This window comes from uncultured Brevundimonas sp. (genome assembly GCF_963977465.1).
Lineage (GTDB): Bacteria > Pseudomonadota > Alphaproteobacteria > Caulobacterales > Caulobacteraceae > Brevundimonas.
The window spans coordinates 363,580-385,502 of record NZ_CAXBOQ010000003.1; the positions used below are offsets into that span (position 1 = coordinate 363,580).

A 21,923-nucleotide genomic window follows, 5' to 3' on the forward strand; every position below is an offset into this window, starting at 1 on the left:
CATGTCGTCAAAAGTCTGTGTCGTCGCCGCCGGAGGCACCGGCGGCCATATGTTCCCGGCCGAGGCCCTGGCCCGCGAGCTGGCCGGTCGCGGCTGGCGTATCGTCCTGGCCACCGACCGGCGCGGCGAACACTATGCCGGGGCCTTTCCGGCCGAGGAGCGACTCGCGCTGGACGCGGCCACCGGCGCGGGCCCGCTCGGCCTGGCGAAGGCCGGGTTGGCTATCGGTCGCGGAGTTTTTCAGGCGCGCTCGGCCTTCCGGCGGCTGGATGTGGGCGTGGCGGTTGGTTTTGGTGGCTATCCCTCGGCCCCGGCGCTGCTGGCGGCGATCGGCCAGCGTCGCCCCACCCTGTTGCACGAACAGAATGCCGTCCTCGGTCGCACCAACCGCATGCTGGCTCCGTATGTGAAGGCCCTGGCCTCGTCCTTTCCTGTGCTGGAACGGGTACCGGCCCCGCTGGCGTCCCGTGTTCATCTGGTCGGCAATCCGGTGCGGCCGGACATCCGGGCCCTGTTCGACCGGCCCTACACCGCCCCGACGGCGACGGGCTCGATTCGCGTCCTGATCACCGGCGGCAGCCAGGGGGCCCGCATCCTGTCCGAGGTCGCCCCCCGTGCCCTGGCGGCTCTGCCGCCTGCCGTGCGCGCCCGCCTGGTGGTGCAACAACAGTCGCGCCCCGAGACATTGGAGGCGGCCGAGGCCACCTACCGTGACGCCGGGATCAAGGCCGAGGTCGCCCCTTTCTTCACCGATATGGCCACGCGCCTGTCGTCGGTGCATCTGGTCATCGGCCGGGCCGGGGCCTCGACCTGTTCGGAACTGGCCGTCGCGGCCCTGCCGTCGGTGCTGATCCCACTTAAGATCGCCATGGACGACCACCAGCGCTTCAACGCCGCAGGACTGGTCGCGGCTGGTGGGGGGGTGATGATCCTCGAGGACGACGCGAACGTGGAAACCCTGACCACCAGCCTCGCTACGGTGCTTTCCGATCCGGCCCGGTTGGCGACCATGTCGGCGGGAGCCCGGTCCGTTGCCCTGCCCGACGCCGCGGCCCGTCTGGCCGATCTGGTTGAGGCCACGGCTGGCCAGGCGGCAATCCCCCGTTAACCGCCTTCGGACACCTCACCTACAGACAGGAGCTGTAGCGTCGGGTCATGTTTCACGAGCGCACAGGTTTTGATCTTGCCGCGGCCCTGCCGGATCGTCGTCGGCTGGCCCGCACCCTGTTCCGCACCCAGCGCCGGCCCGAGGAACGGGCCACGCTGCTGGGTGAGGTCGTCGATCTGGTTCGGCCGGAGGAGGTGCTGCTCCATGTCGAACGCTGGGTCCGGGCCGGGCGCAAGGCGATCGTCGCCAACCACAATCTGCACAGCCTCTATCTGGTGCGCCGCGACCCGTCGCTACGGCGCTTCTTTCAGCGAGCCGATCTGGTGCAGCTGGATTCGACGCCCCTGGTCTGGTTCGGGCGGCTGATCGGCCTGTCCAGTCGACCCTTCCATCGCTGTACCTATCTGGACTGGCGCAACCATTTCTGGAGTCTGGCCAATCGCGAAGGCTGGCGCGTCATGTACGTCGGCGGGGCACCGGGTGTGGCCGAACGCGCCGCGCGGCGACTGTCGTCAGACACGCCCGGGGCGACGATCGCTGTACTCGACGGCTATTTCGACGTCACCGCCGGCTCGAGTGACAACGCGGAAGTCCTGGCCGCGGTCAATGAGTTCCAGCCGAACGTCCTGTTCGTGGGCATGGGCATGCCCCGTCAGGAGGCCTGGATCGCCGACAATATCGAAGCCCTGCCACAGACGGTCATTCTCAGCGTCGGGGCCGCCTTCGACTATGAGGCCGGTGAACAAAAGGCCGCGCCGCGCTGGATGGGGCGAATTGGTCTGGAGTGGCTGTTCCGTCTGGTCGTCGATCCGAAGCGACTGTTCACCCGCTACTGCGTCGAGCCTTGGAGCCTGCTGGGTCCGGCGCTCGCCGATCTGCGCGCCGCCCGTCGTCTGGGTGCTCGCGAAAGCTAGGCCACCAGTTTTTCGGCCTGATGCAGGTCGACGCTGACCAGTTGCGACACCCCGCGCTCGGGCATGGTCACGCCATACAGCCGGTCCATCCGGCTCATGGTCACCGGGTTGTGGGTGATGACGATGAAGCGGGTATCGGTGCGCTTGCGCATCTCGTCCAGCATCCGGCAGAAGCGATCGACATTGGCGTCGTCCAGCGGCGCGTCGACCTCGTCCAGCACGCAGACCGGGGCCGGATTGGCCAGGAAGACGGCGAAGATCAACGCCGCCGCCGTCAGCGCCTGTTCGCCGCCTGACATCAGGCTCATCACCGACAAACGTTTGCCGGGCGGACAGGCAAAGATCTCCAGCCCGGCCTCCAGCGGATCGTCGCTCTCGACCAGCTTCAGCTCGGCCTGACCGCCGTCGAACAGGGTCTCGAACAGGGCCTTGAAATTATCGTTGATGATGTCGAACGCGGCGACCAACCGTTCGCGACCCTCGGCGTTCAGTTCGTCGATACCGTCGCGCAATTTGGCGATGGCTCCGGTCAAGTCCGACCGCTCTATCCGCATGCTGTTCAGCCGACCGTCGTATTCGTCGGCCTCTTCCTCGGCCAGCAGATTGACCGCCCCCAGGGCCTCGCGCTCACGCTCCAGCCCGAACAGCAGGCTCTCGGCTCCCGCGGCGTCGGGCGGGCGGGCGATGGCGTCATCGGTCAGCTTTTGGCCCAGTTCCCCGGGCGACATCTGGGCCGTCTCGCGCACGGTGGCCTCGGCCTCGGCCAGGCGTTCGCCGGTGGATTCAGCCCGCGCCGCCAGTCCGGCCCGCGCCTCGCGCGCCGCCGAAGCCGTGCCCTCGGCTGCGCGCGCGGTACGGTCGGCCTCGATTGCCGCCGTCTCGACCACGGCCAGGGCATCGCCGGCGGCCTTGCGCCGGGTCTCGGCGGCGGCCAGGGCATCCAGCAGCGATGACCGCTTGGCCGCCAGCGCCTCGGGCGCGCCTTCAGCCTGTTTCAGCAGGGCAGCGGTACGCTCTCGGTCCTTGTCGAGGGCGATCACGCGCGCGGCGCTGTCACGCGATCGGGCGCTCCAGCTGTCGCGTTCACGCACCAGTCCGGTCAGCCGGGACTCGCGTCCGGCCCGTTCGCGCGCCTCGCCGTCGCGCTCGGCCCGCGCCTGGGCGGACCGGCTGCGCGCGACCTCGGCCGCCGCGCGGACCTCGGCCAGCTCTGCCCGCAGGCTGTCGAGTGTCTCCGACGGGGACTCGACGGACAAGGCCTCGTCCAGCGCCGTGCCGGACGCCTTGGCCTCGGTCTCCAGCCGCTCCAGGGTCTCGTCCAGCGCCTGGCCCCTGGCTTCGCGCCGGGCCTGATCCCGGCCCAGGGCCTCGACCCGGTCGCGGGCGGCGGTGACGGCCTTGTCGGCGGCGAACGGGGCCAGTCGCGCCGACTTCACCGCCTCCTCGGCCGTGCGGAAGGCTTCGGCGGTCGCCTTAAGAGCGGTCTGGGCTGCATCCAGCGCCGGCTTGCCCTCGTCGATCCCGGATTCCAGTTCAGCCAGCCGGGTGCGCTGCTCCAGCCGGATCGCCGCCGGTCGTGGAGCTTCGGCCCGGGTCACGAACCCGTCCCAGCGGTACAGATCACCCTCGACCGTCACCAGACGCGCCCCGGTGGGCAGGTCCCCGGCCAGGGTCGCGACTTGCCCGCGTTCGGCGATGCCGCACAGGGCCAGACGGGCGGCCAGCTGATCGGGCGCGCGCACATGGTCGGACAGGGGGCACACGCCCTTCGGCCAGACCGGGGCGGGCACCTCGGCCCCGGCCCAGTAGGCCGCCGCTGCCTTGTCCAGAGCGGCGTCCAGATCGTCGCCCAGCGCAGCGGCCAGCGCGGCCTCATAGCCCTTGTCGGCGCTGACCCGATCCAGTGCCGGCGGATGGTCACGCTTGCCCGTGGTCAGCAGTTGCGCCAGACCCCGCGCCTCGGTTTGCAGCCGTCCCAGCCGATCCTCGGCCGCGCGGGCAGCCTCGCGTGCCACCTGTTCCGCCCGGGCCCGGTCACCGCGTTCAGCCTCGGCCGCTTCGACGGCAGCGCGCGCTGCCAGCAATTCCGTATGGGCCCGGTCCAGCGTCTCGCGAGCCGCCGCCAGGTCCGGCGTCTCCATTGGTCCCAGCGCCTCCCGCTCGCGGCGGGCACTGTCCAGGGCAGCGGCCGCCCGGCTGACCCGTGCCTCGGCATCGCGCTTGCGGGTGGTCTCGGCATTGGCCCGGGCCTCGACCGAGGCCACGGTGCCGGCAACCCGTTCGACCTCGGCATCGGCGGCGGCCCGTCCGGCCTCGGCCGTGGCCAGCGCCTGTTCCAGTTCCGGCGTCCGCGTCGGCGCGGCGGCGACCTCGGCTTCCAGTTCGGTGATGGCGCTGCCCAGTCGCGCCAGTTCGGCGGTCGCATCTCCGGCCATATTGGCCTCGCGATCACTGTCCGCGGCGATCCGTGCCACTTCGGCGGTCAGCCGGTTGACCTCGGCCCGGGCTGCCTGTTCGGCCATGTCCAGCCGGTCCCGCTCCAGCGAGGCCCGGTGCAGCAGGGCCCCGGCCACAGCGTCCTCCTCGCGCGCGGGCTTCAGTCCCTCCTGGGCCGTCAGCGCTGCGGTCTGGGCCCGCGCCGCGGCCCCGGTCGTCTCGGCCACGGCGCGGTCCGCCTCGGCCAGTTCAGCCGCCGCCGCCTCGGCCGCCAGCCGCGCATCATTCCAGCGGACGAACAGCAGCGCCGCCTGCAGGGCCCGGATCTCGGCCGAGATCTTCTTGTATTTCTCGGCGTGGCGGGCCTCGCGCTTCAGCCGCGTCAGCGCCGTCTCCAGTTCGCGACCGATGTCGTCCAGCCGGTCCAGATTGGTCTCGGCCGCCTTCAGCCTCAGCTCGGCTTCATGGCGACGGGTGTGCAGGCCGGCCACGCCGCCTGCCTCTTCAAGAATACGCCGCCGGTTCTGCGGCTTGGCGGCGATCAGTTCGCTGATCTGGCCCTGCCGCACCAGGGCGGGACTGTTGGCCCCGGTCGAGGCGTCAGCGAACAGCAACTGCACATCGCGGGCCCGCACCTCCTTGCCGTTGATGCGATAGGTCGAGCCCTGACCCCGGTCGATGCGGCGCGACACTTCCAGCATGGGGGAGTCGGTGAAGGGCTGCGGGGCCCGGCGCTGGGCGTTGTCGATGGTCAGCTGGACCTCGGCGTGGCTGCGCGGCGGGCGGTCGGCGGCCCCGGCGAAGATCACGTCGTCCATGCCCTGACCGCGCATGGCCTTGGCTGAATTGGCCCCCATGACCCAGCGCAGCCCTTCCAGCACATTGGACTTGCCGCAGCCGTTGGGCCCGACCACGCCGGTCAGGCCCGGCTCGATATGCACCTCGGCGGGGTCGACGAAGGATTTGAAACCGACGAGCCGAAGGCGCTGGAACTGCATTACGGTTCCCGACTCTCCGTGGTCAGTGCGCGGCGACGAGGGGCGTGATCATCGCGGCCAGACCGCCCAGGCTGCGATCCATGACCCGCTGGCCATTGACGAACAGGGTCGGGGTGCTGTCGACACCGGCGGCGATGGCCCCGTCGATGTCAGCGTCGATGGCCGCCCGGGTCGCAGGCAAGGCGACACAGGCGTCGATTTCGGCCTGCGTGCGCCCGCTGACGGCCACGGCGCTGTCGAACCACAGGGTCTGGTCCCCGCCGTTCAGAACCGCCCTTTGTCCCTGCATCAGGGTCCCGGCCACGTCATAGAAGCGCTCGGGTGCAGCACAGTGGGCGAGAGCCGCGGCCGGCACGGCGATCGACGCCGGTGCGGTCGGCAGGTTGCGGAACACCAGCCGGACCTGACCCGTATCGATGAAGCGACGCTTGAACTCGGGATAGACCACCAGATGCCAGTCCGCGCAGTGCGAACAGGCGAACGAGGCGTATTCCACCACCGTGACCGGCGCATCGGCGCGGCCGATGAACCGGTCCGCGGCGGTGACGGCCGGCGGTGACCCGGCCAGCGCCGATACCGGCGCGAACGCCAGCATCAGCATTGAAAGGACCAGCCGCCGGACCAGGGTCATCGCGCTCAGCCCTTGGCCAGTTCGGCGTCGATGGCCGACGACAGGCTTTCCAGCGAAGTGTCGACCACGCGGGTGCCGTTGACCAGGAAGGTCGGGGTGGAGTTGACCCCGGCGTCGACGCCGGCCTTGACGCGGGCGTCCAGCGCCTTGATCGCGGCCTCATCGCTGACGCAGGCTTGGAACTCCTGTTCGCTCAGGCCGGCCCCGGTGGCGACGCGGACCAGGGTCGAGCGTGGCGGCACGCCGGCCTGCCATTCGCGCTGGCTGGCCATGATTTCATGGATCACGTCGAAATATTTGTCCTCGCCGGCACAGCGGGCGATCAGGAATCCGGCGGCGGCGATGTCGGCCGGCGGCGTCGGGAATTCGCGGAAGATGTAGCGGACCTTGTCGTTGTCGACATAGCGGGTCTTGAACTCGGGCCAGACCTGTTCCTGCCAGATGGCGCAATGGCTGCAGGTGACCGAGGCATATTCGATCACGGTGACCTTGGCCCCTTCGGCGGCCCCCAGGGCCATGTCGCCTTCAGCGGCAGCGCCACCGTTGCCGCCGCTGCAACCGGCGAGGGCGGCCATGGCTGTGAGGGCTGCGGCGGTCATGGCCGCGCGACGGCTCATCGTGCCGTAGCGGAACTTGCCGGTGATCGTGTCGCGCATGGATGACTTCCTCGAACGGGGGACGGATTTCGGGACGATCGCGCGATTCCCCCGGAAACGCGCGTGTCGATAGCTTTCGAGAACAGGTGCGGCAAAGGTTTGTCAACGGCGGCGATTATCGCTCCCGGGCTTGTCCACCGCCAGAACCGCGCGACCCAAGCGCTGCAGGGCGGCCTTCAGCCCGTCCGGAGCCGGGCCGAGAGAGGCGTCCAGCTCGGCCTCGGCCGAGGCGGACAGCGGTGGGGCCGACGGGCCGATGCGGTTGGCCGGACGCGCCAGGTCCGACGGCGGATTGATCGGGCCCTGGGCGATGCGCAGCCGGTCGACGCTGCCGGGGCCGAGGAACAGATTGACCCGGGCCAGGATGTCTTCCGACTGGTGCTGCACCAGCAGGGCTGCGGGTCCGGCCACGCGCAGTTCCAGCGTGCCGCCGGCCCCGCCCTTGCCGCGCGTCAATTTCTGCGGCCGCGTGACCCGGGCCAGTCGATCACCGACGATTTCGCGCCAGCGCGGCTCCAGCGTTCCGGCGCTGCGGCCGAATTTCGCGTCCAGCTGTTTGATCAGCGGGGCCAGGGCGCGACCGGCCGGCGGCGCGGACCGGGGCAGGGGCCGGGTCCGTCGGCGCGAGAGGATCTCGCGCACTTCGCTGTCAGTGGGCAGATCGCGGCGCATTTCGCCTGTATAGCGCGCGGGATGGCATCCGTCCCCTGCGACATCCCCACGATCCGCGCCGCCCTGCTGGGCTGGTACGACGCCCATGGCCGGACCTTGCCGTGGCGCGCTGCCCCGCGCTCGGAGGGGGCGAACGACCCCTACCGGGTCTGGTTGTCCGAGGTGATGCTGCAGCAGACCACCGTGCCGCACGCGACCCCCTATTTCCGGACCTTCCTCGATCGCTGGCCGACGGTCGAGGCCCTGGCCGCTGCCCCGGATGCCGAGGTCATGGCCGCCTGGGCCGGGCTTGGCTACTACGCCCGCGCCCGCAACCTTCTGGCCTGCGCCCGGGCCGTGAGCGCCGACCACGGCGGTATCTTTCCGGACACCGAGGCCGGCCTGCTGGCCCTGCCCGGGGTCGGGGCCTATACGGCGGCGGCCGTGGCGGCGATCGCCTTCGATCGCCCGGCCAATGTCGTCGACGGCAATGTCGAACGGGTCATGGCCCGGCTGTTCGCGGTCGAGACGCCGCTGCCCGCCGCCAAACCGGAACTCAAGCGGCTGGCGGGCGGCCTGATCGCCGATCACCGTCCGGGTGACTGGGCCCAGGCCCTGATGGATCTGGGGGCCACTGTGTGCCGTCCCCGCACCCCGCTGTGCGACTTGTGCCCACTGACCGCCCACTGTGCCGGCCTCGCGGGCCGCAGGCCTGAACGCTATCCGCTGAAGACGGCGAAGGCCGACCGGCCCCGTCGCTTCGGCACCGCCTTCGTGCTGTTCGATGATCGCGGCTGGGTGGGTCTGGAGCAGAGGCCCGCCAAGGGGCTGCTGGGCGGCATGCTGGGCCTGCCGACGACGGACTGGGGTTCGCCGGACATGGCCGTGGTCCCCCCGATCGCAACCGACTGGCAGGTGGCGGGAACGGTCACCCACGTCTTTACCCATTTTGCCCTGACGCTTGAGGTCAGCATCGCAACGGGAGAGGGAAATCTGCTGTGGACGCCGGTCGAAGACGCGCGGGCGGGGCTACCGACCGTCTTTCGCAAGGCGCTGGACAAGGCAGTCGCGGCAAGTCGGGCATTCTGAGAGCTTTTCAGGACCCGCACTCAATGTCATAGCAGCACGGACTGCGGGCCTAGCTTATGTCAGGTTGCGCTCAGGGTGGGGAGCCCGGGTCCTTTGAAGCTGGCATTGAAAATCCTCGCGGGTCTCGCTGTCGCTGTTGTGGCTCTGGTCGGGGCGCTGGTGATCTACACTTTTGCCACGGCGCTTCGGCCCGCCAGCCCGGTCGGTGTTCAGCAGGCGGTCGTCGTTGATGCAGGCCATCCGCCGATCCCCGTGGACATCTGGTATCCGACCGACAGCAAACCGGGCTTTGTCCTCCTGCCGTCGGCGGCACAGTGGGTCGCCGCCCGGGGGCGCGTGGCGGGCGCAGGTCTGCCGCTGGTGATCCTCTCCCATGGCACCGGCGGCGGTGCCATGAGCCATGTCGATACGGCCCTGGCGCTGGCAGAGGCCGGTTTCGTGGTGGTCGCGCCGACCCACACAGGTGATAATTTCAGGGATGACAGTGCGGTCGGCACGTCGCACTGGCTGGTCGACCGGTCACGCCACATCAGTCGTGTCGCCGACTTCATGCTCAACACCTGGAGAGACCGGGCTTATCTGGATGGCAGGCGCGTCGGTCTGTTCGGCTTTTCGGCCGGGGCGACGACCGGGCTGATCTCGATCGGCGGCGTGCCCGATCTCGACCGCGTCGAGACCCAGTGCGCCAGCCATCCCGAGTTCGTCTGCCAGCTTCGCCGGGCCGAAGCACCGATTCAGGATCCCGGCACCGCCAGCTGGACGCACGATACCCGGATCTCGGCAGCGGTGATCGCGGCCCCGGGGCTGGGCTTCACGTTCGAACCGGCGGGGCTCGCGGCAGTCCGGGTGCCGGTGCAGCTCTGGAGCGGTGCCGAGGATCAGTCGGTTCCCTATGCGACGAACGCCGGGATCGTCAGGGGACTGTTGCCGAACCCACCCGAATTCCACAGCGTGCCGGGTGCCGGACATTTAGCATTTCTTCGGCCATGCCGGATTGGTCCGCCCCTGCTCTGCAAGGATGGTCCCGACTTCGATCGCGTGGCCTTCCATAAGACCTTCAACCGCGCGGTCGTGACCTTTTTCGAAGCGCATCTCGCCGCGTCGTCAGCGGCAGTATCGGCGGGCGCAGACACCGGGAACGGGCACCACAAAACCCCTACCGCAGGGTGACGATCTTCAGCGTTCCGACCTTGTTGCGGGGTGTGACCGCCACCTGATCGCCCAGCCGGCGAAACAACAGGTCGGTGCGCGCGTCTCCGACCTGAAGGCCGGTCACCGTCAAACGCTCGATACCCGCGGGCAGGGATGGATTGGTGATGGTCACCGTCTGTTCGAAAGCATCGACCTGAAGTCCCAGCACCGCCTGCATCATCAGGAACACCGAACCCGCCGCCCAGGCCTGGGGCAGGCAGGCGACCGGATAGGCAATCGGCGGTTCGCCCGGCTGGCGCTCGAAGCCGCAGAACAGCTCCGGCAGCCGCATGTCGAAATGGCTGGCCGCAGAATAGATCTCGCCCATCAGCAGGCTCACCGCATCGCGTTCGCCATAATGCGCCATGCCCGCGGCCCCGATCGCCGTGTCGTGTGGCCAGACCGAACCATTGTGATAACTCATCGGATTGAACCGGACCTGTCCGCGCGCCAGGGTTCTCAGGCCCCAGCCGGTCCGGAACTCTCCCGACAGCATCCGCTGGGTAACCTTCAGGGCCCGCTCGCGGCTCGGCAGGCCGGTGAACAGCAGATGGCCGGCATTCGAGCCGATGGCCCCGCACGGCGCGCGGTCTCCGTCGAGCGCGATGGCGTAAAAGCCTTCGTCCTCCATCCAGAACAGGTCCTCGACCTTCGCCCGCAACAGCTCGGCCCGTTCCAGCCATCCGCGCGCGCGATGATCGCCCAGCCGTCGACCCAGGTCCGCCATGGCCCGCCAGGCGGCGTAGGCGTAGCCCTGAACTTCCAGCAGGGCGACCGGCCCCTTGGGGAAGCTTCCGTCGCTGTGGAAGATGGAGTCTTCGGAGTCCTTCCAGCCTTGGTTGGACAGGCCGGTGTCGGCCGCCCGGGCGTAGTCGATCAGGCCGTCCCCGTTGGAATCGCCATGATCGCGCATCCACTCAGCGGCGGCCAGCAGGTTGGGCCACAGCTCGCGGATCAGATCCAGATCGCCGCTGCGGCGGGCGTAGGCTCCGGCCAGGGCGATGAACAGAGGGGTCGTGTCGACCCCGCCATAGTAGAGATGGAACGGAACCTCACCCAGGCCCGACATTTCGCCGCCGCGGGTCTCATGCATGATCTTGCCGGGCGTGGAATCCTGGAAGGCCGAGGTCTCGGTCGCCTGCCGCGCCGCCAGATAGGTCAACACCCCTTTGGCCAGTGACGGGTCCAGCCACAGCAGCTGCCAGGCGGTGATGATGCCGTCGCGTCCGAACGGGGTCGAGAACCAGGGCACCCCGGCATAGGGATAGGGTCCGGTCGGCAGGTTGGTGGTCAGCAGCGCCACGTCGGCCCGCGACTGGTCCAGCCAATGGTTGAAGCGTGGATTGCCGGGCCCGCGCAGCGACGCGCCACTGCGCCGACGCGACCGCATCGCCAACTGCGCGATTACCCCGTTCAGCCGCCAGCGCTCGGCATTGGGCACCTCGTCGACCTCGGCCCCGAGCTCGATATAGAGGTCGACCTGCTTGCCCTTGGGCAGGCTGAACATGAATTCGGCCCGTTGCGGCGTCAGTCGGGCCGGTGGCTCCGAGAATCTCAGGCTACTGGATCGCTCGACCCCGTCCAGGCCGGTGTAGCGGAAGGTGACGTCGCGACCGCCGCAAACCGGTGGTTCGACGGTCCCGCGTGCCTTGCGCATTGTGCCGCGGACCTCGAAAATATCCGCGAAATCGGCACCGAATTCGAACGCCAGCGGCAGCAGCACGTCCTCGATGCCGTGGTTGCAGATCTGCACTCGCTCGAACATCCGGCGGCCCCACAGGAACCGCCGTCGCTCGATGTGCAGCACGCCCGCCGGGGCCCCCTTGCCGCCCATCGGCGGCAGCGGCCGGTTGGTCGAATGACACGAGAAATAGACGTTGTCCTGGGAGACACCCGAGCTTAGACGGGACGGCCGTGCGCCGCCGGCGGTCATGACAAATCGGGACAGCAGCCGGGTGTCGTGATCGAACAGGCCGTCGGCCCCGCCCTTCAGATCACCCCAGGCGTCCGCGACCAGAAAGGTGTCGGCGTTCTTGAGCGCCAGCAACTGTTCCAGGCCGGCGGGTTCGGTCGTTTCCTTGGCCGTCGTCGTCACGCTGTAGGTGTCGTCCAAAGGGGTATGTCCTCGCCGGTCGTCGGGTCGGTGGTGATGGCCTTCACGCGAACCGTAACCATTGAGAGGGGGGAGGGTTCAATCAAGCCCCCAGGTTGCCGGGGTTCAGGCGATGGAGGCGAACGTCCGGGCTTCGTCCACCGCTCGCAACGTCGAGGCCGTCGCTCGGGGCAGCTCGGCATAGGGCCGCCGTGCCAGCAGGTCGCCGTAAACGTCCAGATAGCGTCGCGCCATCGCCGTGGCCGAGAAGCGTAACTCGAAGCGGGCCCGGATTGCCTCGCGGTCCAGCAGGTGTGCCCGCCCGGCGGCGGCGACCGCCTGTTCCAGCGTCTCGACCAGATATCCGGTCTTCCCCGCCTCGATCACCTCTGACGTCGAGCCGCAACGGAAGGCCACGACCGGCGTGCCACAGGCCATGGCCTCGATCATCACCAGGCCGAACGGCTCGGGCCAGTCGATCGGGAACAGCAGGGCCTCGGCCCCGCCGAGGAAGGTGGATTTCTGATGGTCGCTGATCTCACCGACGAATTCGATGAGCGGATTGTCGGCGATCATCGGCTGAATCACCGTCTCCCAATAGACGGTGTCGGCCGCGTCGATCTTGGCCGCGATCTTCAGCGGCTTGCCCAGGGCTGTGGCGATCTGGATGGCCCGGTCGGGCCGTTTCTCCGGCGAGATGCGACCGAGAAAGGCCAGATAGCCCTGCGAGCGCGCCGAGAATTCGTACAGCTCGGCCGGCATGCCGTGATGCACCGTCGCCTGCCAGTTGGCGAATGGCATCGGCCGTCGCTGGTCGTCGGAGATCGACACCAGGCCGAACTCGCTCCAGCGCTCGTAGACCTTGGCCAGATCCTCCAGATCAAGCCGCCCGTGCAGCGTGGTGATGGTCTTGCCCGCCATCCCTGCAAAGAAGGGGAAATGGATCATGTCGGTGTGGAAATGGATCAGGTCGAAATCGTCGGCGTGCTCCAGCACCGTCGCCAGCAGGGTCATGTGCGCCGCCAGGTCGGACTTCAGCGGCCGGGGGTCGAGGCGTATGGCCTGGTCACGCACCGGGATCAGCCGGGCCCGGGTTTCGGCATCGGCGCTGGCGAACAGGGTCACCTCATGGCCGAGGTCGACAAGGGCGTCGGTCAGGTGGGCCACAACCCGTTCTGTACCCCCGTACAATTTGGGAGGAACCGCTTCATAAAGGGGGGTGACCTGGGCGATTTTCATGTCCGAAACTCCGCCGTCCGCAACCACAGGGACGCGAGAGTCAAACCGGCCGGGTGGCAGTTCGTTCCGCAAATAGTATGGGTCTGCGACCGTATGTCCCGACCGCCGGGAAGGCTGTCGCTGCCTACTGCATTCCGGCGCGGACCTCGGCCCTCAGGGTGTCGATCGAGCGCAGTCCCTGATCGGTCTTGAAGCGCCAGTAGGTCCAGCCATTGCAGGCCGGGGCGTTCTCGAACAGGGCCCCTAGCTTGTGGATCGAGCCGCTCATCTCGCCCGACACCAGCGAGCCGTCGGCCCGCACCCGCGCCTCGCGGTCGCCCTTGGGACAGTACAGCCGGTCGCCGGGCTGCAGCAGGCCCGCCTCGACCAGGGCCCCGAACGGCACCTTGGTCTCGTGCTTCTTTGAGCCCGTGACCATCAGGTCCTCGGGACGGGCCGGCACCACGGCGGCGATGCGTTTCTCGGCCACGTCGGCATAGGTCGGATCGCGTTCGATGCCGATGTAGTGGCGACCCATCCGGCGCGCGGCAGCCCCGGTGGTGCCGGTGCCGAAGAAGGGGTCCAGCACCACGTCGCCCGGCTTGGTCGCGGCCATCAGCACCCGGTGCAGCAGGGCCTCGGGCTTCTGGGTCGGGTGGGCCTTCTTGCCATCGGCATCCTTGATCCGCTCCTCGCCGGTGCACAGGGCGAAGGTCCAGTCGGAGCGCATCTGCACATCCTCGTTGAAGGCCTTCAGGGCGTCGTAGTTGAAGGTGTAGCGCTTCTGGTCACGCGACCGTGCCGCCCAGATCAGCGTCTCATGGGCATTGGTGAAGCGGGTGCCCTTGAAATTCGGCATCGGGTTGGACTTGCGCCAGATGATGTCGTTCAGCACCCAGAAGCCCAGATCCTGGATCGCCGTGCCCAGGCGGAACACGTTGTGATAGCTGCCGATCACCCAGATCGAGCCCTCGGGCTTCAGCACCCGGCGGCATTCCGCCATCCAGGCGCGGGTGAAGGCGTCATAGGCGGCGAAGCTGTCGAACTTGTCCCAATCGTCATCGACGGCGTCGACCACGCTGTTGTCCGGCCGCAGCAGGTCGCCGCCCAGCTGCAGGTTATAGGGCGGGTCGGCGAAGACCATGTCGACCGACGCATCGGGCAGGGTCTTGAGCATTTCGATGCAATCGCCACGCAGGACGACGTCGGTCTTCAGATCGGTCACGAAACTTGGCCCCACTCAGCTTGAGCGTTGAGTGGTGAATCATCACGGTTAAGGGCGGGTAACCGCGCGAAAATATCTCGCCTCATTCGCAGGAAACTCGCGTGGGGAAGGCTCCGGCTATGGGCAAACCCGCGCTGCCTTCGCTATGACGACGGAATGAACGCACGCCTTCGCCCCGTCCCCTTCGCCCTCGGGCCCGTCCATTTCGTCGGTATCGGCGGTATCGGCATGAGCGGCATCGCCGAGATCATGCTCAAGATCGGCTATGCGGTGCAGGGCTCGGACGCCAAGGCCAGCGCCAATACCGAACGGCTGGAAAAGCTGGGCGCACGCATCTTCATCGGCCACGACGCGGCCCATGTCAGCGAGGGTGTCTCGGCCGTGGTCTATTCCACCGCCGTCAAGGCGACCAACGTCGAGATGGTGGCCGCTCGCGAGCGCCGCATTCCCCTGGTCCGCCGGGCCGAGATGCTGGCCGAGCTGATGCGGCTGCAGTTTTCGATCGGCGTCGGCGGCACTCACGGCAAGACCACCACGACCTCGATGGTCGCCTGTCTGCTGGACGCGGCCGGGCTGGACCCCACCGTGGTCAACGGCGGCATCATCAATGCCTATGGAACAAACGCCAAGGTCGGCGACGGCGACTGGATCGTGGTCGAGGCCGACGAGAGCGACGGCAGCTTCCTGCGCCTGAAATGCACCGTGGCGATCATCACCAACATCGACCCCGAACACCTCGACCACTACGGCGACTTCGACGCGCTGCGGAAGGCGTTCTGCGACTTCATCGAGGACATCCCCTTCTACGGCTTCGGCGTGGTCTGCCTCGACCATCCCGAGGTGCAGCGGCTGGCGGCCTCGATCGACAACCGGCGGCTTGTCACCTACGGCCTCAACCCCCAGGCCATGGTCCGGGCCGAGAATGTCGAAATGTCGCCCGACGGCTGCCGTTTCGACGTGGTCGTCCAGGGCCAGGGTCTGGCCGCACTGGACGCGCCGATCCGGATTTCCGGCCTGCACCTGCCGATGGCCGGTTGGCACAATGTCTCCAACGCCCTGGCCGCCATTGCCGTGGCGCGTGAACTGGGCGTCGCCGACGAGGCGATCAAGGCGGGTCTGGCCGGCTTCGGCGGCGTGCGCCGGCGCTTCACCACCACGGGCGTCGTCGGCGGCGTGCGCATCGTCGACGACTACGGCCACCACCCCGTCGAGATCGCCGCCGTTCTCAAGGCCGCCCGTCAGGTGACCGAGGGCCGCGTCATCGCCGTGGTCCAGCCGCACCGCTTCACCCGGCTGCGCGACCTGATGGAGGAGTTCTCGACCTGTTTCTCGGATGCCGATGCGGTGTTCGTCGCCGATGTCTATGCGGCCGGTGAGCAACCGATCGAGGACATCGACAAGAACGCCCTCGTCGACGGTATCCGCCGCTTTGGCCACCGCTCGGTCCAGCCGCTGGAAAGCGTCGCGACCTTGCCGCGCGTGATCGCCGACGAAGCCAAGGCGGGCGATCTGGTCGTCCTGCTGGGGGCCGGTGACATCACCGGCTGGGCCTATGCCCTGCCCGGGCAGCTTGAGGCGCTGGCGTAATGCCTCCTTTCACCGCTCATCCCCGCGAAGGCGGGGACCCAGGTTTGAACGCCCGCACTGATGGAGACGTTTTCAGGTTCGTTCGATTGGACTCGGGTACCGCGGCCAAAGCCTGGGTCCCCGCCTTCGCGGGGATGCACGGAAACTAGTATGGCCTGGACCGACTCCCTCCCTCCCGTGCGCGGCAAGTTGCTGCGCGACGAGCCGCTGGGCCCGTTCACCTGGTTCCGGGTCGGCGGCGCGGCGGACGTGCTGTTCATCCCGGCCGATGCCGACGACCTCGCCGACTTCCTGAAGGCGCTGGACCCGGCGGTGCCGGTGGCGGTGCTGGGCGTCGGCTCCAACGTCATCGTCCGCGACGGCGGGATCGAGGGTGTGGTCGTGCGCCTGGCGGGTCGTCCGTTTGCGGGCATCACCACCGATGGCGACACCATCACGGCGGGCGCAGGGGCGCTGGACGCCATGGTGGCGAAGGCTTCGGCGAAAGCGGGGCTGGCGGGACTGGAGTTCTACGCCGGTATCCCGGGCACCATCGGCGGGGCCCTGACCATGAACGCCGGCTGCTATGGTGCGGAAACGAAGGACATTCTGGTGTCAGCCCGGGGCCTGACGCGGGCAGGGCAGTGGGTCGACTACACCCTGGCCGATTTCGGCTACACCTACCGCCACTCAGAAGCGCCCGTCGACATCATCTGGATCGAGGCCGTCTACCGCGGCACGCCCGATGCGCCCGAGGCCGTGGCCGCGCGCATCGCCGAGATCACCAGCCGTCGCGAACAGACCCAACCGATCCGCGAAAAGACCGGCGGTTCGACCTTCAAGAACCCGCCCGGCCATTCGTCATGGAAGCTGGTCGATGAAGCGGGCTGGCGCGGCAAACCTTTCGGTGGCGCAAAATTCAGTGAGCTGCATTCCAACTTCATGATCAATTTCAACGACGCGACCGCCGCGGACATTGAAGGTCTGGGAAATGCCGTGCGCGAAGACGTTCAAAGTAAACTGAACGTAAACCTCGAATGGGAGATCAAGAGGATCGGCCGCCGCCTTTGAGTTGATCCCATGACCCGCCCGCTCGCAGATCTGCACGTCGCCGTCCTGCTGGGCGGACTGTCGTCCGAGCGCGAAGTGTCGCTGTCCTCGGGCAAGGGCTGCGCCGAGGCGCTGGAGGCCCAGGGTGCCCGCGTCACCCGCGTCGACGCCGGTCGCGACCTGGCCCAGGTGCTGGCCGCCCTGAAACCCGACGTCGCCTTCAACGCCCTGCATGGTCATTATGGCGAGGACGGCTGCGCCCAGGGCGTGCTGGAAACCCTCGGCATTCCCTATACCCACTCCGGCGTACTGGCTTCGGCCCTGGCCATGGACAAGTCGCGGTCCAAGGCGGTGCTGAATGCTGCCGGGGTCGTCGTGCCCGGTGGCGGCCTGTTCGACCGGTTCGAGGTCGCCAAACGTCACGTGATCCCGCCACCCTATGTCATCAAGCCCAATGCCGAAGGCTCCTCGGTCGGCGTCTATGTGGTGATGGAGGGCGCGAATCGGCCCGTCGCCGACCTGGCCGAGGACAGCTGGACCTATGGCGAAAAGGTCATGGTCGAGCCCTTTATCGCCGGCAAGGAGTTGGCCGTGACGGTGCTCGGCGAAGCGTCCGGGCCGCGCGCCCTGACCATCACCGACATCACCCCGACCAAGGGCTTTTATGACTACGAGGCCAAATACGCGCCGGGCGGCTCGATCCACGTGCTTCCGGCCGCCCTGCCGTCCCATGTTTTCGAGCGGGCCCTGCGCCAGTCGGAGCTGGCCCATACCGCCATGGGCTGTCGCGGTGTGACCCGGTCCGACTTTCGTTATGACGATATTAAGGACGATCTCGTCTTTCTGGAGATCAATACCCAGCCCGGCATGACCCCGACCTCGCTCAGTCCCGAGCAGGCCGCTTATTGCGGGATGGATTACAAGTCTTTGGTTCGGTGGATGGTGGAGGACGCCTCATGCCCGCGATAGTTCGCGGCGGTCGGCGACAGAGTTCCAAACAGGTGCCCAAGCGCGGTGCGCCCTCCGGCAAGGGGGGCACGCGGTCGCGTGGCGGTGCCCGGAATGCGTCGCCGGTTCCCGGCAAGATGGCGGCCATCGGCCGTCTCGATCTGTCGCCGCGCGCCGTGGTGATCAGCATTGCCGCGGGCGCGCTGCTGCTGGCCGGCGTTCTGGCCACCGGCGCGCGTGCCGAGCGGATTGGAGCCTCCGTGTCCGGCGGCGTCGATACGGTCATGACCGGCATGGGGTTGAGCCTGCGCCGCGTCCACATCACCGGGGCCTCGACCGAAGCCACCCCCGCGATCCAGCAGGCGCTTGAGGTTCAGGCCGGGCAGCCGATCATCGGTCTTGATCTCGACCTGCTGCGCCAGCGGGTCGAGGCGGTTGGCTGGGTGCGCGAGGCGCGCGTGGTGCGCCTGCTGCCCGATACGCTGATCATCGAGGTGCGCGAGCACGACCGGCTTGCGGTCTGGCAGGCGGGCGGACAGGTTAAGGTCATCGACGGCCAGGGCCGGGTCATCACCGGTGCCGACGCCGGTCGCTATCCGGGCCTGCCGCTGGTGGTCGGCAAGGGGGCCGATCTGGCCGCCGCCGACATCCTGCCCCTGCTGGCCCAGCGCCCGCGCCTGATGAGCCGCGTCGACGCCCTGGTACGGGTCGACGAGCGCCGCTGGGACCTGCGTCTCAAGGACGGCAGCCTGATTCAACTGCCCGCGACCAACCAGGACGCGGCCCTGATCCAGCTCGATGCGCTGGACCAGCGTGAGCGACTGCTCGACCTTGGCTTCGCCCGGGTCGACCTCAGAACTCCGGACGAAGTCGCCGTCCGTCCTTCGGCCGGTGATGTGTAAGCGTATGAGAAAGCGGAACTGATGGCCGGGCGTGTGGACAAGACTGTGGACAATGCCAAGGGCGCGGCCGGCCGTGCGCCCGTCGTGGCGGCGCTCGATCTGGGCCAGTCCAAGATCGCCTGTTTCATCATGAAGCCGGACGGCGTGCGTCATGCCGACCGTACCATCCGCGTCGCCGGGGCCAGCCACGTCCAGTCGAAGGGCGTGAAGGGCGGGGCCATCATCAGTATGGACGACGCGGCCCAGGCCATCGGCCATGCCGTCGAGCGAGCCGAACGCGCCGCCGGGGCTCCGGTCTCGGGCGTCGTCGTCACCACCGCCATCGGCCAGATGGCCAGCCACCGCGTTCAGGCACGGGTCTCGCTCGGGGCCAATCCGGTCGGTGACGCCGATCTGGCCCGCGCCATCGGCATGGCCCTGGCCCAGGTGCGCCTGCCCAACCGCCGTCCGATCCACGTCCTGCCGATCGCCTGGTCGGTCGACGGCGCGCGTGGTGTCCATGACCCCCGTGCCATGCACGGCGGCTCGCTCGGCCTCGACCTGCTGGTCGTGTCGATGGCCGAAAGCGCCTTCTCCTCGCTCAGCCACTGCCTCGAACTGGCCCATCTGGACCTGCAGGGCGTGGTTGCCGCGCCGATGGTCTCGTCCCTGGCGGCGCTGGAAGACGACGAGATGGATCTGGGTGCCGTCTGTATCGACATGGGCGGTGGCTCGACCAGTGCCGCGGTCTGGGGCGGACGCTCGCTACTGCATATCGAAAGCCTCAATGTCGGCGGCGACCACGTCACAGCCGACATCGCCCGCGGCCTGTCGACCTCGCGGGCCGGGGCCGAGCGGCTCAAGACCCTGCACGGCTCGGCCATGGCCTCGGCCAATGAGGACCGCGAGATGCTGGAGGCCCCGCCGCGCGGCGAGGATCCGTCGTCGGGCCCAGTGATCGTGCCCCGCGCCATGCTCAAGACCGTCATCGCCCCTCGCGTCGAGGAGACACTGGAGCTGCTGCGCGACCGCCTGCGCAACGCCGGCGTCGGGCTCGAGCCGGGGGCCGGCCTGGTCCTGACCGGCGGAGCCAGCCAGCTGAACGGCGTGCGCGAACTGGCCGTGCGGGTGTTCGACCGCCCGGTCCGGCTGGGCAAGCCGCAGCGCGCCCCCCACCTGGCCGATGCGGCCTCGGGTCCGGCCTTCTGCTCGGCCGCCGGCATCCTGCTGCGCGCCGCCTATGGTCCGCGTGAGGCCGTCTCGGCCCGCAAGCTGATGTCGCGTCAGATCACCGCGGCCGATGCCCCCCGCGTTCATCAGGGCAATCTGGTCGCCCGCGCCGCCGGCTGGCTGCGCGAAAACCTCTGATAGCGCGTCGGTTTTCTGCCAAAACCGGGCCGACCTGTTGAAAGCCGGGTGATTTCTGCCGTGAAGGTTAACGAACCGGCTGTTTAACCGTCCGACTCACCTTATCCGGTAACCTTCCCTTAACGCTGTTGGGGCTTTCCTTAACGCGTCCATAACCAATGCGAATCGGCGGGGGCTTCGCATTGGATCTACGGGGCTGGGTCGGAAGGTCGGAATCGAAATGTCTCTATCACTGGTGCGTCCTGAGCATACGGAATTGAAGCCCCGGATCGTCGTCTTCGGCGTCGGTGGTGCGGGCGGCAACGCCGTCAACAATATGATCGACGCCGGCCTTGAAGGGGTCGAGTTCGTCGTCGCCAACACCGATGCCCAGCATCTGTCCTTCGCCAAGACCGACCGCCGCATCCAGCTGGGCGAGACCATCACCCAGGGCCTGGGCGCGGGCGCGCACCCCGAGGTCGGCATGAATGCCGCCGAGGAATCGGCCGAGGAAATCTTCAGCCATCTCGATGGGGCCCATATGGTCTTCATCACCGCCGGCATGGGTGGCGGCACCGGCACCGGTGCGGCCCCCGTCATCGCCAAATGCGCCCGTGACCGCGGCATCCTGACCGTCGGCGTCGTGACCAAGCCCTTCACCTTCGAAGGCCGTCACCGCATGCGTCTGGCTGATGCGGGCATCGCCGAGCTGCAACGCTACGTCGACACCCTGATCGTCATTCCGAACCAGAACCTGTTCCGCGTCGCCAATGAGCGCACCACCTTCGCCGATGCCTTCGGCATGGCCGACCAGGTGCTGCATTCGGGCGTGCGTTCGATCACCGACCTGATGATCCTGCCGGGCCTGATCAACCTCGACTTCGCCGACGTCCGCGCCGTCATGTCCGAAATGGGCAAGGCGATGATGGGCACCGGAGAGGCCTCGGGCGACGACCGCGCGCTGCAGGCGGCCCAGAACGCCATCGCCAACCCGCTGCTGGACGAGACCTCCCTCAAGGGCGCCAAGGCCGTGCTGGTCAACATCACCGGCGGTCTGGACATGACCCTGCTGGAAGTCGACGAGGCCGCCAATGCCATCGCCGGCGAAGTGGATGGCGACGCCAACATCATCTTCGGCGCGGCCTTCGACCCGTCGCTGGACGGCAAGATCCGCGTCTCGGTCGTCGCGACCGGCATGGACGAGGCGGTCATCTCCAAGATCGAGCCCCAGGGCACCAACCTGCTGGACGGCCGCCGCAACGCCGCTTCGGCTGCGCCTGCCGCTCCTGTCCGCGCGCCGGAACCCGCCCGTGCCGAAGCGATCCGGGCCGAGTCCCCGCGCGTCGCCGAGGCGGCCCCGGTCACCCCGACCTTCCAGTCGTCCGAGCGGACCTACGCCGCCGCCCCCCGGGCCGATGCGCGCCCCGAGCCGGTGATCCGCGTCGCCGAGGAACGCGACCTGCAGCCGATCGTCGATCCGTGGGTCGAAGAATATGAAGCGGCCCCGCAGCCCCGTACCGCCGCCGCCGCCCCCGAATCCCAGGGCGACCTCTACAGCGAGCGTCCGGCCGCCGCCGCACCCGCCCGTGAAGAGGTCGTGGCCGACGATTCCTACGACGACCGTGACCATCGCCGCAGCGGCTGGAGCCTGTTCGGCCGTGGCAAGCGCACCCCGACCCCGCCGGTCTATGTGCCGTCATCGTCGCGCGGAACCTCGCAGATGCGCACCACCACCTCGGCCCAGCCGGCTCCCGAGCCGGAAATCGGTCAGGCAGAGGACGATCTGGAGATTCCGTCCTTCCTGCGCCGGCTCGCCAACTAACACGCTGAACGCACTGTTATAATCAGCCGCCCCGGAGCCCCAGGCCCCGGGGCGGCTTCGCGTTTGAGGCGAGCGTTTTTCCCAAAACGAAACAATCCGA

At 68.3% G+C, this 21,923-nt stretch carries 17 protein-coding genes; 10 read left to right on the forward strand and 7 right to left on the reverse strand.

Annotated elements, in window-relative coordinates; all coding sequences use genetic code 11:
* Position 1 precedes the first annotated feature (1 nt).
* Positions 2 to 1,108 carry an undecaprenyldiphospho-muramoylpentapeptide beta-N-acetylglucosaminyltransferase gene (gene murG / locus AAC067_RS08740; protein WP_339931559.1) on the forward strand — a complete coding sequence of 369 codons (1,107 nt, stop codon included), beginning with the start codon at positions 2 to 4 and terminating at the stop codon, positions 1,106 to 1,108.
* A 47-nt stretch (positions 1,109 to 1,155) separates the two neighbouring features.
* The gene (locus tag AAC067_RS08745; RefSeq protein ID WP_339931561.1) at positions 1,156 to 2,022 is read left to right on the forward strand and encodes a WecB/TagA/CpsF family glycosyltransferase; all 867 of its coding nucleotides are present in this window, start codon (positions 1,156 to 1,158) and stop codon (positions 2,020 to 2,022) included.
* Here AAC067_RS08745 and smc read toward each other — a convergent pair.
* The 4 genes from smc to AAC067_RS08765 form a co-directional block, all read right to left on the reverse strand.
* A complete protein-coding gene (smc, locus tag AAC067_RS08750) occupies positions 2,019 to 5,456 on the reverse strand; it encodes a chromosome segregation protein SMC (RefSeq protein WP_339931563.1) in 3,438 nt (1,145 codons plus the stop codon). The genes AAC067_RS08745 and smc overlap by 4 nt on opposite strands.
* 22 nt (positions 5,457 to 5,478) lie before the next feature.
* Positions 5,479 to 6,087, reverse strand: a complete 609-nt coding sequence (locus AAC067_RS08755) for a thioredoxin domain-containing protein (protein ID WP_339931565.1) — start codon at positions 6,085 to 6,087, stop codon at positions 5,479 to 5,481.
* Between the two features lie 5 nt (positions 6,088 to 6,092).
* A complete protein-coding gene (locus AAC067_RS08760) occupies positions 6,093 to 6,743 on the reverse strand; it encodes a DsbA family protein (protein WP_339931567.1) in 651 nt (216 codons plus the stop codon).
* Positions 6,744 to 6,845: 102 nt separating this feature from the next.
* Positions 6,846 to 7,415 (reverse strand): DciA family protein, encoded by a 570-nt coding sequence (locus tag AAC067_RS08765; protein ID WP_339931569.1) that lies wholly within the window; start codon positions 7,413 to 7,415, stop codon positions 6,846 to 6,848.
* A 21-nt stretch (positions 7,416 to 7,436) separates the two neighbouring features.
* Here AAC067_RS08765 and mutY point away from each other — a divergent pair, with 21 nt between their 5' ends.
* Both mutY and AAC067_RS08775 read left to right on the forward strand, forming a co-directional pair.
* Positions 7,437 to 8,483: an A/G-specific adenine glycosylase gene (mutY, locus tag AAC067_RS08770; protein WP_339931571.1), complete on the forward strand. Its 1,047-nt coding sequence runs from the start codon at positions 7,437 to 7,439 to the stop codon at positions 8,481 to 8,483.
* 93 nt (positions 8,484 to 8,576) lie between these two features.
* The gene (locus AAC067_RS08775; protein ID WP_339931573.1) at positions 8,577 to 9,653 is read left to right on the forward strand and encodes a dienelactone hydrolase family protein; all 1,077 of its coding nucleotides are present in this window, start codon (positions 8,577 to 8,579) and stop codon (positions 9,651 to 9,653) included.
* Here AAC067_RS08775 and AAC067_RS08780 read toward each other — a convergent pair.
* The 3 genes from AAC067_RS08780 to AAC067_RS08790 all read right to left on the reverse strand — a co-directional run bounded on the left by AAC067_RS08780 (position 9,640) and on the right by AAC067_RS08790 (position 14,209).
* Complete coding sequence (locus AAC067_RS08780) at positions 9,640 to 11,787, reverse strand: amylo-alpha-1,6-glucosidase (RefSeq protein ID WP_339931575.1); 2,148 nt, start codon at positions 11,785 to 11,787, stop codon at positions 9,640 to 9,642. The genes AAC067_RS08775 and AAC067_RS08780 overlap by 14 nt on opposite strands.
* Positions 11,788 to 11,892: 105 nt before the next feature.
* The gene (locus AAC067_RS08785; protein ID WP_339931577.1) at positions 11,893 to 13,005 is read right to left on the reverse strand and encodes a glycosyltransferase family 4 protein; all 1,113 of its coding nucleotides are present in this window, start codon (positions 13,003 to 13,005) and stop codon (positions 11,893 to 11,895) included.
* A 124-nt stretch (positions 13,006 to 13,129) separates the two neighbouring features.
* Positions 13,130 to 14,209 (reverse strand): site-specific DNA-methyltransferase, encoded by a 1,080-nt coding sequence (locus AAC067_RS08790; protein ID WP_339931579.1) that lies wholly within the window; start codon positions 14,207 to 14,209, stop codon positions 13,130 to 13,132.
* 156 nt (positions 14,210 to 14,365) lie between these two features.
* Between AAC067_RS08790 and murC the strand changes: the two genes are divergently transcribed.
* From murC to ftsZ, 6 genes are all read left to right on the forward strand, one after another.
* Complete coding sequence (murC, locus tag AAC067_RS08795; protein ID WP_339931580.1) at positions 14,366 to 15,796, forward strand: UDP-N-acetylmuramate--L-alanine ligase; 1,431 nt, start codon at positions 14,366 to 14,368, stop codon at positions 15,794 to 15,796.
* 150 nt (positions 15,797 to 15,946) lie between these two features.
* Positions 15,947 to 16,846: a UDP-N-acetylmuramate dehydrogenase gene (gene murB / locus AAC067_RS08800; protein ID WP_339931582.1), complete on the forward strand. Its 900-nt coding sequence runs from the start codon at positions 15,947 to 15,949 to the stop codon at positions 16,844 to 16,846.
* Between the two features lie 9 nt (positions 16,847 to 16,855).
* Complete coding sequence (locus AAC067_RS08805; protein ID WP_339931584.1) at positions 16,856 to 17,794, forward strand: D-alanine--D-alanine ligase; 939 nt, start codon at positions 16,856 to 16,858, stop codon at positions 17,792 to 17,794.
* Positions 17,782 to 18,675 carry a cell division protein FtsQ/DivIB gene (locus tag AAC067_RS08810; protein ID WP_339931587.1) on the forward strand — a complete coding sequence of 298 codons (894 nt, stop codon included), beginning with the start codon at positions 17,782 to 17,784 and terminating at the stop codon, positions 18,673 to 18,675. Before AAC067_RS08805 ends, AAC067_RS08810 begins: the two co-directional genes overlap by 13 nt.
* A 21-nt stretch (positions 18,676 to 18,696) precedes the next feature.
* Positions 18,697 to 20,022 (forward strand): cell division protein FtsA, encoded by a 1,326-nt coding sequence (gene ftsA / locus AAC067_RS08815; RefSeq protein ID WP_339931589.1) that lies wholly within the window; start codon positions 18,697 to 18,699, stop codon positions 20,020 to 20,022.
* A 220-nt stretch (positions 20,023 to 20,242) separates the two neighbouring features.
* A complete protein-coding gene (gene ftsZ, locus AAC067_RS08820) occupies positions 20,243 to 21,823 on the forward strand; it encodes a cell division protein FtsZ (RefSeq protein WP_339931591.1) in 1,581 nt (526 codons plus the stop codon).
* Positions 21,824 to 21,923 lie beyond the last annotated feature (100 nt).

Bases quoted from the DNA above. Each gene is read 5' to 3' on its own strand.
- murG (WP_339931559.1), top strand. From the start codon at position 2: ATGTCGTCAAAAGTCTGTGTCGTCGCCGCCGGAGGCACCGGCGGCCAT.
- AAC067_RS08745 (WP_339931561.1), top strand. From the start codon at position 1,156: ATGTTTCACGAGCGCACAGGTTTTGATCTTGCCGCGGCCCTGCCGGAT.
- smc (WP_339931563.1), bottom strand. From the start codon at position 5,456: ATGCAGTTCCAGCGCCTTCGGCTCGTCGGTTTCAAATCCTTCGTCGAC.
- AAC067_RS08755 (WP_339931565.1), bottom strand. From the start codon at position 6,087: ATGACCCTGGTCCGGCGGCTGGTCCTTTCAATGCTGATGCTGGCGTTC.
- AAC067_RS08760 (WP_339931567.1), bottom strand. From the start codon at position 6,743: ATGCGCGACACGATCACCGGCAAGTTCCGCTACGGCACGATGAGCCGT.
- AAC067_RS08765 (WP_339931569.1), bottom strand. From the start codon at position 7,415: ATGCGCCGCGATCTGCCCACTGACAGCGAAGTGCGCGAGATCCTCTCG.
- mutY (WP_339931571.1), top strand. From the start codon at position 7,437: ATGGCATCCGTCCCCTGCGACATCCCCACGATCCGCGCCGCCCTGCTG.
- AAC067_RS08785 (WP_339931577.1), bottom strand. From the start codon at position 13,005: ATGAAAATCGCCCAGGTCACCCCCCTTTATGAAGCGGTTCCTCCCAAA.
- murC (WP_339931580.1), top strand. From the start codon at position 14,366: ATGAACGCACGCCTTCGCCCCGTCCCCTTCGCCCTCGGGCCCGTCCAT.
- murB (WP_339931582.1), top strand. From the start codon at position 15,947: ATGGCCTGGACCGACTCCCTCCCTCCCGTGCGCGGCAAGTTGCTGCGC.
- AAC067_RS08805 (WP_339931584.1), top strand. From the start codon at position 16,856: ATGACCCGCCCGCTCGCAGATCTGCACGTCGCCGTCCTGCTGGGCGGA.
- AAC067_RS08810 (WP_339931587.1), top strand. From the start codon at position 17,782: ATGCCCGCGATAGTTCGCGGCGGTCGGCGACAGAGTTCCAAACAGGTG.
- ftsA (WP_339931589.1), top strand. From the start codon at position 18,697: ATGGCCGGGCGTGTGGACAAGACTGTGGACAATGCCAAGGGCGCGGCC.
- ftsZ (WP_339931591.1), top strand. From the start codon at position 20,243: ATGTCTCTATCACTGGTGCGTCCTGAGCATACGGAATTGAAGCCCCGG.